The sequence below is a fragment of the Inquilinus sp. CA228 genome (assembly GCF_052078665.1).
Lineage (GTDB): Bacteria > Pseudomonadota > Alphaproteobacteria > DSM-16000 > Inquilinaceae > Inquilinus.
In genome coordinates this window covers 19,725-33,413 of sequence record NZ_JBQJIK010000034.1, presented here as the reverse complement: position 1 = coordinate 33,413, position 13,689 = coordinate 19,725, and the positions used below count along the sequence as shown (strand labels likewise).

12 protein-coding genes and 1 pseudogene are annotated in these 13,689 nt (G+C 66.3%); 8 read left to right on the top strand and 5 right to left on the bottom strand.

The window, feature by feature from the left end; genetic code table 11:
• The first annotated feature begins 32 nt into the window (after positions 1-32).
• From ACTOWL_RS18165 to ACTOWL_RS18155, 3 genes are all read left to right on the top strand, one after another.
• Positions 33-929, top strand: a complete 897-nt coding sequence (locus ACTOWL_RS18165) for a LysR family transcriptional regulator (protein WP_441322670.1) — start codon at positions 33-35, stop codon at positions 927-929.
• A gap of 95 nt (positions 930-1,024) precedes the next feature.
• The gene (locus ACTOWL_RS18160; RefSeq protein WP_441322669.1) at positions 1,025-1,330 is read left to right on the top strand and encodes a PadR family transcriptional regulator; all 306 of its coding nucleotides are present in this window, start codon (positions 1,025-1,027) and stop codon (positions 1,328-1,330) included.
• 34 nt (positions 1,331-1,364) lie between these two features.
• Positions 1,365-1,877 carry an arsenate reductase ArsC gene (locus ACTOWL_RS18155; RefSeq protein ID WP_441322668.1) on the top strand — a complete coding sequence of 171 codons (513 nt, stop codon included), beginning with the start codon at positions 1,365-1,367 and terminating at the stop codon, positions 1,875-1,877.
• Between the two features lie 74 nt (positions 1,878-1,951).
• Here the strand turns inward: ACTOWL_RS18155 and ACTOWL_RS18150 are convergent.
• Positions 1,952-2,044, bottom strand: a pseudogene (locus tag ACTOWL_RS18150) (hypothetical protein); the annotation flags it as partial.
• 53 nt (positions 2,045-2,097) lie between these two features.
• Positions 2,098-4,443, bottom strand: a complete 2,346-nt coding sequence (locus ACTOWL_RS18145; protein ID WP_441322667.1) for a calcium-binding protein — start codon at positions 4,441-4,443, stop codon at positions 2,098-2,100.
• 185 nt (positions 4,444-4,628) lie between these two features.
• On the opposite strand from ACTOWL_RS18145, the gene ACTOWL_RS18140 reads away from it, so the two are divergent.
• Entirely contained in the window at positions 4,629-5,588 is a 960-nt protein-coding gene (locus tag ACTOWL_RS18140; protein WP_441322666.1) for a hypothetical protein, read from the top strand.
• Positions 5,589-5,694: 106 nt separating this feature from the next.
• On the opposite strand, the gene ACTOWL_RS18135 is transcribed toward ACTOWL_RS18140, so the two are convergent.
• On the bottom strand, positions 5,695-6,777 hold the full coding sequence (locus ACTOWL_RS18135; RefSeq protein ID WP_441322665.1) for a transporter substrate-binding domain-containing protein: 1,083 nt from the start codon (positions 6,775-6,777) through the stop codon (positions 5,695-5,697).
• Between the two features lie 244 nt (positions 6,778-7,021).
• On the opposite strand from ACTOWL_RS18135, the gene ACTOWL_RS18130 reads away from it, so the two are divergent.
• From ACTOWL_RS18130 to ACTOWL_RS18115, 4 genes are all read left to right on the top strand, one after another.
• A complete protein-coding gene (locus tag ACTOWL_RS18130; protein ID WP_441322664.1) occupies positions 7,022-8,806 on the top strand; it encodes an adenylate/guanylate cyclase domain-containing protein in 1,785 nt (594 codons plus the stop codon).
• A gap of 136 nt (positions 8,807-8,942) precedes the next feature.
• On the top strand, positions 8,943-10,079 hold the full coding sequence (locus ACTOWL_RS18125) for a lactonase family protein (RefSeq protein WP_441322663.1): 1,137 nt from the start codon (positions 8,943-8,945) through the stop codon (positions 10,077-10,079).
• Between the two features lie 96 nt (positions 10,080-10,175).
• Positions 10,176-11,438 (top strand): type IV toxin-antitoxin system AbiEi family antitoxin, encoded by a 1,263-nt coding sequence (locus tag ACTOWL_RS18120; protein WP_441322662.1) that lies wholly within the window; start codon positions 10,176-10,178, stop codon positions 11,436-11,438.
• The gene (locus tag ACTOWL_RS18115) at positions 11,423-12,295 is read left to right on the top strand and encodes a hypothetical protein (RefSeq protein WP_441322661.1); all 873 of its coding nucleotides are present in this window, start codon (positions 11,423-11,425) and stop codon (positions 12,293-12,295) included. The genes ACTOWL_RS18120 and ACTOWL_RS18115 overlap by 16 nt, the downstream gene beginning before the upstream one ends.
• Before the next feature lie 216 nt (positions 12,296-12,511).
• On the opposite strand, the gene ACTOWL_RS18110 is transcribed toward ACTOWL_RS18115, so the two are convergent.
• Positions 12,512-12,697 carry an efflux RND transporter permease subunit gene (locus tag ACTOWL_RS18110; RefSeq protein WP_441322660.1) on the bottom strand — a complete coding sequence of 62 codons (186 nt, stop codon included), beginning with the start codon at positions 12,695-12,697 and terminating at the stop codon, positions 12,512-12,514.
• Positions 12,698-12,711: 14 nt separating this feature from the next.
• Positions 12,712-13,605: a LysR family transcriptional regulator gene (locus tag ACTOWL_RS18105; RefSeq protein ID WP_441322659.1), complete on the bottom strand. Its 894-nt coding sequence runs from the start codon at positions 13,603-13,605 to the stop codon at positions 12,712-12,714.
• Positions 13,606-13,689: the final 84 nt, after the last annotated feature.

Below are 13,689 nucleotides of genomic sequence, written 5' to 3'. Positions count from 1 at the left end.
AGTTCTGGACACTTAGGATCTAAATGTCCGGAATGACGATGCGGCACACCGACAGCCTGGGCGCGCTCGACGCCTTCGTCCGCGCCGCCGAGGCGCGCAGCTTCACCGCGGCGGGGCGGCAGCTCGGAATCTCCTCCTCCGCCGTCGGCAAGGCGGTGGCGCGGCTGGAAGAGCGGCTGGGCGTGCGCCTGCTGCACCGCTCGACCCGCTCGGTGACACTGACGCCGGAGGGGGCGCTGTTCCTGGAGCGCTGCCGGCGGATCTTCAGCGAGATCGAGACCGCCGAGACCGAGCTGGCGCAGACCCAGGGCGCGCCGCGCGGCCGGCTGCGCGTCAGCCTGCCGCTGGCCGGCATGCTGATGATGCCGACCCTCGGCGCCTTCATGCGGGCCTATCCCGAGATCGAGCTGGACCTCGACTTCACCGACCGGCTGGTCGATGTGATCGAGGAGGGCTTCGATGCGGTGATCCGCGCCGGCGAGGTGAGCGATTCCCGGCTGATGAGCCGGTTCCTGGGCGGGTTCCGGCTGCAGCTGGTGGCCGCGCCCTTCTATCTCGCGCGCCGCGGCGTGCCGCGGAGCCCGGAGGATCTGGCCGGCCATGCCTGCCTGCAGCATCGCTTCGCCACCAGCGGCAAGTTCGAGCCCTGGCCGCTGCGCGGCGGGGCCAAGGAGATCGCGCTGCCGAGCATGGCGGTGGCGAACACGATCGAGCCGCTGATCGCCCTGGCCGAGCAGGGCTTGGGCATCGCCTGCCTGCCGGATTTCGCCATCCGCCGGCAGATCGCCGAGGGAAGGCTGGCGGTGGTGCTCAAGGACCACACCGAGCATGAGGGCATGTTCCGCCTGCTGTGGCCGTCCAGCCGCTACCCCTCGCCCAAGCTGCGGGTCTTCGTCGACTTCCTGGCGAAAAACCTGTTCCCGACATAGGGTCAGCCCGTTGACTCTTGTCCCACGAGCCTTAAGCTCGGATCTCGATATCGAAGTTCGATTGCGTGACTCCGAGCACCAGATGAACAGCGAGCATGGAGCACCAAGACCTGCTGAGCGGCCTGATCCGGCTGCACGTCCTGCACCACGCGGTCGAGGGCGAGCTCTACGGTCAGTGGATGATCGAGGAACTGGCGCACCACGGCTACAAGCTCAGCCCCGGCACGCTGTATCCGATGCTCCGAGCCATGGAAAAGAAGGGCTACCTGGTCTCGCGCGAGCATCGCGTCGGCCGGTCGATCCGGCGCGTCTATTCGGCAACGCCGCTGGGCCGCGAGGCCCTGGTGATGGCCAGGGGCAAGGTTCGGGAGCTGATCGGTGAGCTGATGGAGCACGACTGACCGTTCAGCCACCAACTTCGAGAGGGGGGCGGTGATGTCTGAGAAAGTCTACGGCGTGCTGTTCCTGTCGCGTCGGAATTCGGCGCGGAGCATCCTGGCCGAGGCCATCCTGAACAAGGAGGGCAAGGGCCGGTTCCGCGGTTACAGCGCGGCCGTGGAGCCGGCCTCGGCGCTCGATCCGCACACGATCGCCCTGTTGCGGCAGGCCGGATTCCCGGTCGAAGGCCTACGGCCGAAGCATGTCCGCGAGTTTGCGGACCCGGCCGCACGGCCGCTCGACTTCGTGTTCACGCTCAGCGACACCGCCGCCGGGGAGAAACAGCCGGAGTGGCCCGGTCACCCCGTCACCGCGCATTGGAGCAATTCGGATCCGGTCCTGGCGACCGGTGCGGAATGGGAGCGATTGCAGGTCTTCGTTCGCGTGCTCGGCGAACTCGAACGAAGGCTCCGCATCTTCATGAGCCTGCCCTTCGACACGCTCGATCGGATGAGCCTGCAGACTCGCGTCGACGAGATCGGCCGAAACCGGTCCTCGGAAGGGAACTGAGGGACGAAACTTCGTCGATCGGGTTCGCTGCGCGCAAAGCCGACAAGACTGGAGCGTGACGCCCTGCCCCGCCCCTAAGACTTGCCGAACCAGCGCTGGCGCAGCTCCTCGTAGCTGCCGTCCTGGCGCATCGACAGCAGAGCGGCGTCGACATCGCGGCGCAGGTCGCTGTCGTTGCGGCACCCACGCGGCGTTGATCATGTCGGCCTGATGCCGGCCGCTACAGCACGAAATCGGCGGCCGCCAGGGCAATGGCGCCGGTCAGCTGGATGTGGAAGTCGGAGGCGCCGTCGCCGTTGACGTCGCCGGCGATGGTGGTGACGCCCGCCACCTGGCTGTAGCGCAGCTGGCCGGCGACGCCGGTGTAGAGGCCCGAGCCGATGAAGGCGAAGGCCTGATTGCCAGCGACGGCAGTGTTGGAGTCGATCACCGACAGGTCGATGCGGTCGCCCTGGGCACGGGTGAAATCGGTGATCCGGTCGGCATTGGCCCCGACCACGCTCTGGGCGGCGCTGCCATAGACGAAACGGTCGGCCCCGGCGCCACCGGTCAGCGTATCCTTGCCGTCGACTCCGGTAAGCACGTCGTTGCCGTTCCACCCCTGCAGGACATTGGCGCCGGCGTTGCCGTAGAGGCTGTCGCTGGTCTGGCTGCCGGAGACGTTCTCGATTCCCACCAGGGTGTCGCCCTGGGCCTCGCCGCCGCTGCCGGTGCCGGCCGTCAGGTTGACCGACACCCCGACCGAGCCGGTGTAGTAGCTGGCGGTGTCGACGCCGTCGCCGCCATTCAGGGAATCTGCCCCGGCCTCGCCGCGAAGGATGTCATTGCCGGCGCCGCCTTTGATCGCGTCGTTGCCGTCTTTGCCATTGAGGTTGTCGTCGCCGTCGCCGCCGTCGAGCGTATCGGTGCCCTTGCCACCGTCGAGGGTGTCGGCGCCAGCCGCCCCGTTCAGGGCGTCGTTGCCGTTGTTGCCATTGATCACGTCGTTGCCGCCGGCCCCGGTGATGGTGTCCCACCCCGACCCGGCATTGTAGGTCATCCGCTCCATGTTGATCGCGCGGTTGCCGTCGCTGCCGGTGGCACCGTTCAGGGTGAAGACGACCCCGACGGTGATGAGGCTGCGATCGGCGGTCAGCGTGTCGGTGCCCGCGCCGCCATCGACCATGTTGACCCCGACGCCGGTGCCGACGGTGATGTCGTCGTCGCCGTCGCCGCCGTTCAGGATATCGTCGCCGTCGCCGCCGCTGATCCTGTCATTGCCGCCCAGGCCGGAGATCGTGTCGCTGCCGGCCTCGCCAGAGAGAGTTTCGGCGCTGGCCCCGCCGATGATGGTGTCGTCACCGTTGCCGCCGGTGGCCACGCCGCCGTCGCCGGTCTCGATCCGGTCGTCGCCGTTGCCGCCGTTGAGGATGTCGACCCCAGCGGCCCCGCGCAGCACGTCGTTGCCATCATTGCCGTCGATCCTGTCGTCGCCGCCGACGCTGGTGATGGTGTCGTTGCCCGACCCGGCATTGTAGACCATCCGCTCGATGTTGATCGCGCGGCTGCCGTCGCTGCCGGCGGCGCCGTTCAGGGTGAAGACGACCCCGGTGACGGTGCTGCCGCGGTCGACGGTCAGCGTGTCGATGCCGGTGCCACCATCGACGAAGTCGACCCCGAGGCCGGTGATGATCTGGTCGTCGCCATTGCCGCCATCGATGGTGTCGTCGCCATTGCCGCCATCGAGGCTGTCGTTGCCGTCGCCGGCATTGATGGTGTCGTTGCCGTCGCCGCCACTGATGGTGTCGTTGCCGGCGCCGCCATTGCCAATATCGTTGCCCGCCTCGCCACTGAGGGTGTCGGCGCCAGCCATCCCATTCGCGACGTCGTTGCCTTCAAGGCCGATGATCCTGTCGTCGCCACCGGCCCCGGTGGTGGTGTCGTCGCCCTTTGAGGCAAAGTAGTCCAGCCGCTCGACGTTGATCGTGCTGCTGCCGTCGCTGCCGGGGCCGCCGTTCAAGGTGAAGCTGACCCCTGTGGTGGCCGAGGAGCGACTGGCGAAGAGCACGTCGGTGCCGGCGCCGCCATCGATGGTAAAGACCCCGATGCCGGCGTGGATTTCGTCGTCGCCATTGCCGCCATTGAGGGTGCCGTTGCCCTCGCGGCCATTGCAAATGTCGTTGCCGTCGCCGCCATTGATGGTGTCGTCGCCCGCACCGCCATTGAGATTGTCGTTGCCGGCCGCCCCGGTCAGTGTGTCGTTGCCGTCATTGCCGAGGAGCGTGTCCTCGCGATCGCCCCCGGTGAGGATGTCGTTCCCCGATCCGGCAAAGAAGGACACCTGCTCGATGTTGATCGTGCGGTTGCCGTCGATGCCGGCGGCGCCGTTCAGGGTGAAGACGTACGTGACGGTTTCGCCCCAGCGACTGAACTCCACTGTGTCGAAGCCGGCTCCGCCATCGATGAAGTCGGCTCCCTCGAAGCTGGTGATGGTGTCGTTGCCGGCGAACCCTTCGATGACGTCGGCGCCGTTGAAGAAGGTGTCCATCAGGGTGTCGTCGCCTTGTGTGCCCTGTATGTTGGCCATGACCGTGCCTCCCCTTTCAAACCACGTGATTCGCCCGCCGATCCCGGCAGGACTTCATCAATTCAAAAACATTCCTCACAGAAAACCGGTTCTGGGCGTATAGAATTTTATGTCTTTTCCTGGAAAACCTGCCCTGGAAAATCGCAGTCGCCGTTGGCGGCAGGGCCATTGGAGGAAGGGAGGGTGTGGCGCGGGATATCGATCGGAAGCTGCGAGTGACGGCTGCTGTCCTGGGCGCGGTGACGGCCAAGGACCTCGCGGCAGCGTTCCGTCGCGCCAACCCGGTGACGTCGTTCGATGTCGATCGTGCCCACAAATGGATCCAGGGGCGTGCCCGCCCCCGCGAGTCCCGGCTTTACGAGGACTGGGCGAAAGTCGTGGATCTCGATCGCCCCGGAGCCTGGATCGCCGATTGCGAGCTCGACGACTTCATCGAGGTCATCTGCGCCCGGCACAATTGCGACCGCGACATGCTGGAGCGGCGGCTCGAATCGTCACGGCGTCCGACTGCAGGGCAGCGGCAGGAGCGGAACCCGTCGCTCGCAGGGACCTACGCCTGCTACTCGCATGCCTGGTCGCCCTATTTTCGCGGCCAGATCGTCCGGGGAGAATTCTCGATCGCGCAGCAGCAGGGCTCGCAGGGGCTTCTCGCGTGCTATTCGGAGCGCCTGCCGACCAGCCGATTGCATCTTGAAGGCCCGCTGGAGGTGACAGGACGGGCCATGCACCTCGACCTGCGCGAAACCGACGGCAATGCGCATATGCTGTTCTGCCTGTTCTCGCCGACGCCGCCGGCGAGCGTGCTGGCCGGCTTCATGTGCGGCGCGACGATCATCGATCCCGACGCACAGCCATCGGTGACCCGAATGGTGATGGTCCGGCTTCCAGGACCGAGCATGCGGCTGCGCTCCGCGACTGCGTACCTGCCGCCTCAGACCTCGGTTGCCGCCGATCTGGCTTCACTGGGCCTGCCGATTCCGAATCTGGCCGCGGTCGACCACGGCGTCGGCGGGTTTCTGGCGGGTAACCAGAGTGGCGGGCTCGACCAGGTCGACTCACATTCCTACAGAGCGTTGATCGACCTGTTCAATCCGATCTGGCTCGCCGGCGCGACAGCGATGCGGGGGCGTGTCGGAGAGGCCTAGTTTCCGGGCGCAGTGGCCAGCGCGGAAACGTCGGGTTTTGGGGCAACCCGGCAGATCGGCGAAGGTCCGCTTCCGGACCGGACGCGGTCGGCGCCCTGCCCCGCCCCTACGACTTGCCGAACCAGCGCTGGCGCAGCTCCTCGTAGCTGCCGTCCTGACGCATCGACAGCAGGGCGGCGTCGACGTCGCGGCGCAGGTCGCTGTCGTTGCGGAAGACGAAGCCGTAATCCTCGGGCTGGAACACCGTCCCGACCAGGCCGGCGCGCCCCAGCCCCTCATGCGCGGCGATGTATTGCAGCACCGGCGCGTCGTAGACCACGGCGTCGACCTGGTCGTCCATCAGGGCCGCATAGGCGTCCTGGGCATTGGCGAAGGTCACGGGCTGGATGTTGGCGGTGCCGAGATAGCGGGCCGAGGTGGTGCCGCCGACGGTGCCGACCGCCTTGCCCGGCAGGTCGCCGGGGCCGTTGATCTCCTGCCGGATCTGCTGGACCGTCAGGCTGGCCGTCAGCGTCGCCGTGTAGAAGGCGACGAAGACCACGCCGGTGAACATCCACAGCACCGCGACCCCGCGGGACAGCCAGTGGCGCGGCATCGCATCCGCCTGGGTGGCCAGGGTGCCGAGGCCCCAGAAGAAGGCCTGGAGGATCCCGGGGAAATACCGCGTCGTGCCGATCAGGCCGTCCGGCTGCCCGCGTTCGATGAACCAGACGATATGCGCCGGGATGATCGTCAGCAGCCCGGCGATGCCGAGCCAGACCAGCACCGCCGGCGACAGCAGCAGGTGCAGCAGGCTGCCGAAGGCGGTGGCCTCGCGCCCCGGCCGCTCGCTGCGCGTCAGGATGCCGAGGCCGGCATTCAGGATCGGCTGCGAGAAGTCGTAATCGGTGATGCGCTCGGCGGTGATCGAGATCGCGCCGACGCCGACATCGGCCGTCCGGCCGGACACCGCGGCGAGCTGGGCCTGGACGCTGGGCACCACGGTGAACTCGGTGGTCCAGCGGCGGCGGCTGGCGATCGCGTTCCAGAGATCGATGCTGAAGCCGCTGAGCTGGCCGTTGGTCTGTTCGACCATCGGCGGGATCACGCGCACCGCCACCGGCACCACCCGCTGCGGCTCCTGGGCCGCGGCCGGCAGGGCCAGGGCCGCCGCCGCCATGATCGTCAACACCCATTGCCTTGCCGACACCGCGTTTGCTCCCCGGGACGCCGAGACTGCATCCTGGCGGCGGCGCCGGCCCTGGGCCCAATGCCTTCGCGTCATGGTGCCAGATCGCCGGCACATGGTGGGGTCGGACCGGACCACCCCTGATCGGGCCATCGACGACTCAATGTTCAAGGGTCAAAGGGATTTGAGGCGTATGCTGCATATGAATTTATGGCAGCGGCGTCCGTCGGCTTGCTGCCTCTGAGGGAGGGGTGGAGCTGACCCCATGAGCGACCATCGCAAGCTGGCGGCGATCCTGGCCGCCGACGTGGTCGGCTTCAGCCGGCTCGCCGGGGCGGACGAAGACCGCACATTGGCGCGGCTGCGCGCCTTGCGCAGCGACCTGATCGATCCGACGATCGCCGTGCACCAGGGGCGCGTGGTCAAGCGGACGGGCGACGGGTCGCTGGTCGAGTTCCGCAGCGTCGTCGACGCCGTGCGCTGCGCGATCGAGGTGCAGCGCGCCATGGTCGAGCGCAATGCCGGCGTGCCGGAGGACCGGCAGATCGTGTTCCGGATCGGCGTCCATCTCGGGGACGTCGTCGAGGAGAGCGACGGCGACCTGATGGGCGACGGGGTGAACATCGCCTCGCGGCTGCAGAGCGTTGCCGCGCCCGGCGCCATCTGCCTGTCCGAGGACGCCTATCGCCAGGTCAAGGCGCGGCTCGACCTTTCGGTCAGCGATCTCGGCAGCACGCAGCTCAAGAACATCGCCGACCCGATGCGGATCTACTCGCTGCAGGTCGGCGCCACCCCGGGCGCCGATCCCGCGCCGCAACCCAGGCCGGCCGCGCCCGCCGCGGCGGCGCCGCTGTCGGGGAAGCCGTCGATCGCGGTGCTGCCCTTCACCAACATGTCGGGCGATCCGGAACAGGAATACTTCGTCGACGGCATGGTCGAGGACATCATCACCGCCCTGTCGCGCTTCAACCAGCTGGCGGTGATCGCGCGCAATTCGACCTTCATCTACAAGGGCCGGGCGGTCGATGTGCGCCAGGTGGCCCGCGAGCTGGGCGTGCGCTACGTGCTCGAAGGCGGGGTCCGCAAATCCAGCAACCGGCTGCGCATCACCGGCCAGCTGATCGACGCGGCGACCGGCGCCCATCTGTGGGCGGAGCGGTTCGACGGCGACCTGCAGGATGTGTTCGATCTGCAGGACAAGATCACCGCCAGCGTCGTCGGCGCGATCGAACCGACGGTGCTGAAGGCGGAGATCGAGCGCGCGCGCCGCAAGCCGACCGAGAATCTCGACGCCTATGATCTCTATCTCCGGGCGCTGCCGCATGTGTACGCCATGCGCCCGGACGAGAACCTGCTGGGCTATGGCCTGCTGACCCAGGCGATCGATCTCGAGCCGACCTTCGCCCCGGCGCTGGCCCATGCCGCGTGGTGCCTGGAGCAGCGGCTGTCGCGGGCGTGGCCGGCCGTCGGCGCCGACGATCTGGGGACCGCCATCGCGCTGGCCCGCCGGGCCGCCGCCGCCGGCAGCGACGATCCGCTGGCGGTGGTCCTGGCCGGCTTCGTCCTGGTGATGGCGGGGCGGGACTATGGCGCCGGTCTCGACAGCGTGCGCCGCGCGGTCGAGCGGAACCCCGGTTCGGGGCAGGTCAACTTCCTCGCCGCCACCGCGCTGGTCTGCGGCGGCGATCCCGAGGCCGGCGTGGCGCTGGCGGAGCGGGCCATGACGCTGGGTCCGCTGGATCCCGGCTATTTCATGTTCCTGACGGTTGCCGGGCTGGCCCATCTGTTCAGCGGCCGCCCCGCCGAGGCCCTGGAGCTGGCGCAACGGTCGGCCGCTCTCAATCCCGGCTGGGACACGGCGTACTGGGCCCTGGTCCCCGCCTATGTCCAGCTCGACCGGCTGCCGGAGGCGCAGGCGGCGCTCGGCAAGTATCTCCCCTTGGCACCCGGCATGACCGTTTCGGCGCTGCGGGAGTGTCTGCCGCTCAGGGACGCCGCGTCCCGGGACATGGTTCTCGACGGTTTCCGGAAGGCCGGCCTGCCGAAGTGAGCCGGCCCTGTGGCGGATCGATGCGCAGGCCGCATCGATCGATACCCGCTTCGGCTTGGACGGCGCGGTCGGGTCCATAGACCCTGCCGAGGGTGAAAGAGGCACCGAGGTGCCCGTCGCCTCTCGGGGAGGGATCATGCACAGTACGTTGCGGCTGCTGGCAGGAGTGTTCGTCATGGCGTCATCGCTCACCGCATCCGGCGCGGCGCCGGCTGCCGCGAAATCCTTCGTCTATGTCTCCAATGCGGATGACGGGGACATCGACGGCTACGCCCCGGACCAGGCGACCGGCGCGCTGACGTCGCTCGGCAAGACCCCGGCCAGGATGAAGGTGATGCCGATGACGGTCAGCCCGGACAAGCGGCATCTCTACGCCGTGGTCCGGTCGGAGCCTTTCGCGGTCCTGACCTATGCCATCGATCCCGCCAGCGGCGCGCTGCGGCAACAGGCGACCGCGCCGCTGCCCGACAGCATGGCCTATGTGTCGACCGACGCCACCGGCCGCTTCCTGTTCACCGCCTCCTATGGCGGCGACAAGGTCGCGGTCAGCCCGATCGATGCGGACGGGCTGGTCAAGTCGCAGGCGAGCCAGGTGATCCCGACCGGCAAGAACGCCCATGCGATCCGCGCCGACCGGACCAACCGCTTCGTCTACGCGACCAATCTCGGCAGCGACCAGATCGTCCAGTTCCGGTTCGACGCCGCGACCGGCCGGCTGACGCCGAACGACCCGCCGGTGGTGAAGACCACGGCCGGCAACGGCCCGCGCCACCCGGTCCTGTCGCCGGACGACAAGCATCTCTACGTGCTGTGCGAGCTGTCCGGGAATATCATCCATTTCGCGGTCGACCAGGAGACGGGAACCCTGACCCTGCTCGACAGCACCGGCACGGTGCCGGCGGAGGCCGGTCTCGTGCCGGGCACGCCACCGGGGGCGCCGGCCGACGACAGTCCGAAGATCTGGGCCGCGGACCTCCAGGCCACGCCCGACGGCCGGTTCCTCTACGCCACCGAGCGGACGACCAGCCGGATCGCGCTGCTCTCGGTCGACCCCGGCACCGGGAAGCCGACCTATGTCGGCAACTATCCCACCGAGACGCAGCCGCGCGGCATCCGGATCGATGCGAGCGGAACCTGGCTCGTCGCGTCGGGCGAGAAATCGGACCGGCTGTCGGTCTATCGGATCGACAAGGCGAACGGCGCCCTGACCCCGGTGGGGCGGTATCCGGTGGGCCGCGATGCGAACTGGGTCGAGATCGTCGATCTGCCGTGATGGTGGGCCTCTCGAATAGTGCGTAGGGTGAGCTCGCGGCACTCGAACCCAACACGACGGATGCCATAGAGGCAGTCGAGATGTTGGATTCGCCGAATGCGGACCCACTACGCGCTCATCATTGAGCTAAAGGCAGGGTCCAGCCGGTGTCGGCGCCGGAAGCCAGCTTATATCGATAGTTTCATTCAATTTGCCCCTTCAGCGCGCGGTGAAAGTCACCTATATGGTGAAACACACCTTGACGCCTTTCAGGCCAGAGCCTATTTTCAGCATATGCTGAAACCCATTGATCCAGTGAAACTGGAGCATGACGCCGCAGATGGTCTGCGCCGGCTGTTGGCTGAAGTCCCCGAGACAAAGACATTCCCTCCGAAGTTTTCGGGTGGAGGACGCGCGGATGAGGCCATCGACTTCCTGTTGAGGATTCGCTCTGGGGACAGGGTTCATGTGCTAGCGTGCGAAGTTAAGACGAACGGTCAACCTCGCCACGCGCGCGCAGCAATCTCGCGCCTTCACGACTATGTCGCAAACGCGAATATCAAAGCATCACCCGTCTTCATCGCACCATTTCTCTCTGAGGAAGTCCGCAGCTTATGCCGTAAGCACAAGGTCAATTACTTCGACCTGCTGGGAAATTGTCGACTAGTCCTTCCTGGTCTCTATATCGACCGGCGCAGTTCGGAGATACCCGCTGCCGAGCGCCGGGAACTAAAATCGCTTTTCAGGCCGAAATCGGCTCGGGTCCTCCGGCTCATGCTGAGCGAGCCGCAACGCACGCTCAAATTAACTGAGATGTCGGAAAGGGCACAAGTCAGTCTAGGACAAGCCCATAACGTGAAAGAAGCATTGTTGGCCCGCGGCTGGGTGGAAGCGGGTAATGACGGATTCCGGCTCACGGACCCCGATTCTCTCCTAGATACCTGGAGAGACAACTATGATGGGCCGCCAGGACACGCGTTCACCTATTACACCATAATGCACGGCAAAGAGTTAGAAGTAGCTCTGCGAGAGTTCTTCCTGCGAGACGGCAATAGGAGAGGAGCGGCGCTCTCATCATTCTCCGCGGCGAAGTGGCTAGCACCGTATGTCCGCAATGAAACGCGCTTCTTCCACGCCAATGCCAATGGCCTGGCGCGGCTGCAAGACGAGTTGGATCTCGATGACGTAGCGAAGGGAGCGAATGTCGTCGTTACCGTGGTCGACGACGATGGCCCTCTCCTTGATGCGGTGGAGCCAGCTCGCGGCATTCGTGTGACCAGTCCCGTCCAGACCTATCTTGACCTCGCGATTGCAGGTGATCGAGGACAGGAAGCTGCTGAGCATCTTCGTCGGGAGTGCCTGCAATGGCGGAACGAATAAACACGGACCCGAAACCGGCAGACTACGACGATCGCACCACGGCGGCGGTCAGGGCGGTCCTCTTGGAAATCGGCCAGATTCTTGGCAGCTATCATGGAAAGTTTGTTGTCATCGGCGGCACTGTTCCTTGGCTCCTGCTCGACAACGAAGACATGCGCCACATCGGCTCGTTCGATGTCGACCTCAGCCTTGATCCAGTTGCTCTCGCAGGTGGCGAGTACGCCATGCTTGTCGATGAGCTGAAACGACACGATTATCAACAGAGCGATGACCTGAAGAAGTTTCAGATGGTTCGAGCGGTGCCTGTCGAAGAAGGACCGCCAATCCGTATTGTGGTTGATTTCTTAATGCCGCGCGATGCCAAGATCGAAAAGAATGACCCGCCACTCGTCGGGAATTTCGCCGTTCAGAAGGCAGATGGTGCCGCGCTTGCGCTTCGTTGGTTTGAGACAATCAAGATCGAGGGCCGGATGCCTCAAGGCGAGCACAATCGCGTCGAACTGGCTGTAGCATCTATCCCTGCTTTGCTCGCGATGAAGGGATTCGCGCTAAAAAATCGCATGAAGACGAAGGACGCATACGACGTCTACTATTGCATCCGAAATTATCCGGGCGGTCCCGTGGCATTGGCGACCCAATGCAGGCAAATCCTGGAGAGTCCTGAAGCCGTCAAAGGCTTCAAACACATCGCCGAAAAGTTTGAACGACAAGATGGCGTAGGACCGGCTTGGGTTCGTAGGTTTGCGGAAGACGCCGGAATTCTGGATGGTCGGACGCCAGACCAGTGGGAGCAAGATGCGCTGGGGCAGGTAAGCGCCTGGGCAAAGGCGCTGAACCTCGAATCGAAGATGAAATAGCGCGGCCATCCACAGGCGTGCTCGCCAAATGATTTTCCATAATTATAATTTTCCGCAGATATTCTGTAAATAAATTCTGACGCACGGGCTATATGATCGGCCGACCGCCGGCGGCACTGCCGGAATGCGCACACTGCCGCAATCAGGACGACGCCCGTTCGGCTGTACGGTGTCGAACTTCGGCTTCGGGTCGAGTGCGGCCGGCCGTCCCGCCCTCTACTCCGCCGCCCCCGGTGCAAGGTCCCGCCAGGCCCGGGCCCACCGACCCCGCGCCCAGCGCCGGAAGCGCTTGAGCACCAGGTACAGCACCGAGGTGGTCCAGAGGGTCAGCACCTGGCTGACAATCAGCCCGCCGACGATGGCGACGCCCAGCGGCCGGCGCACCCCGCTGCCGAAGCCCACCACGGCCTTCGGTGTCAGCCCCGGTGGCGCAGGGCGTCCACCAGCAGGGCGAAGGCGGCGGAGGATTGGCGCCGGCTCGGGTAGTACAGGTGATAGCCCGACCAGGGCGGGCACCAATCCTCGAGCACGCGCTGCAGGCGGCCCCGGGCGAGGTGAGGCTGCGCCAGGTCCTCCGGCACATGGGCCAGGCCGAAGCCGGCCAGCGCGGCGTCGAGGATCTGGAAGATGCCGTTGAAGACGAGCTGGCCTTCCACCCGCACCCTGACCTCGCGGCCGTCCCGCTCGAACTCCCAGGCATAGAGTCCGCCATGGGTCGGCAGGCGCAGATTGATGCAGCTGTGCCCGACCAAATCCTGCGGCGTCCGGGGCGGCGGCCGTTTGGCGAAGTAGGATTTCGCGCCGACGACGGCGAAGCCGAGATCGGGCCCGATGCGTACCGCGATCATGTCCTGGGCCACCTGCTCGCCCCAGCGCACGCCGGCGTCGTAGCGCTCCGCGACGATGTCGGTCAGCCCGTAGTCGATGACGAGCTCGACCTTGATGTCGGGATATCGGGGCAGGAATTTCTCCAGCTTCGGCCACAGGATCGACCGGATCGCATGGTCGCCGGCGGTGATCCGGATGGTGCCGGCCGGCTTGTCCCGCAGCTCGCTGACCGCGGCCAGCCCGGCCTCGATCTCCTCCAGCCGCGGGGCCACGGTGCGCAGCAGGCGCTCCCCCGCCTCGGTCAGCCCGACGCTGCGCGTGGTGCGGGTCAGGAGCCGGATGCCAAGCCGGGCCTCGAGCTGGCGGATGGTCTGGCTCAGCGCCGATTGCGAGACGCCCAGCTGCGCCGCCGCCTTGGTGAAGCTCCGTTCCCGCGCGACGGCGACGAGAGCCACGAGATCATCCAGGCTGCCGCGCTGCATTCAGTGGTCCTGCTTATGGGTCCTTGCGGATTATAGCGCCTAGTCGCTGGCGAGCCACGCCTTAGACTCCGGCTCAACTGACCG

Excerpts from the sequence above, each read along its gene's own strand:
- ACTOWL_RS18165 (WP_441322670.1), top strand. The coding sequence starts at position 33 with ATGACGATGCGGCACACCGACAGCCTGGGCGCGCTCGACGCCTTCGTC.
- ACTOWL_RS18160 (WP_441322669.1), top strand. The coding sequence starts at position 1,025 with ATGGAGCACCAAGACCTGCTGAGCGGCCTGATCCGGCTGCACGTCCTG.
- ACTOWL_RS18155 (WP_441322668.1), top strand. The coding sequence starts at position 1,365 with ATGTCTGAGAAAGTCTACGGCGTGCTGTTCCTGTCGCGTCGGAATTCG.
- ACTOWL_RS18145 (WP_441322667.1), bottom strand. The coding sequence starts at position 4,443 with ATGGCCAACATACAGGGCACACAAGGCGACGACACCCTGATGGACACC.
- ACTOWL_RS18130 (WP_441322664.1), top strand. The coding sequence starts at position 7,022 with ATGAGCGACCATCGCAAGCTGGCGGCGATCCTGGCCGCCGACGTGGTC.
- ACTOWL_RS18125 (WP_441322663.1), top strand. The coding sequence starts at position 8,943 with ATGCACAGTACGTTGCGGCTGCTGGCAGGAGTGTTCGTCATGGCGTCA.
- ACTOWL_RS18120 (WP_441322662.1), top strand. The coding sequence starts at position 10,176 with ATGCGGACCCACTACGCGCTCATCATTGAGCTAAAGGCAGGGTCCAGC.
- ACTOWL_RS18115 (WP_441322661.1), top strand. The coding sequence starts at position 11,423 with ATGGCGGAACGAATAAACACGGACCCGAAACCGGCAGACTACGACGAT.
- ACTOWL_RS18105 (WP_441322659.1), bottom strand. The coding sequence starts at position 13,605 with ATGCAGCGCGGCAGCCTGGATGATCTCGTGGCTCTCGTCGCCGTCGCG.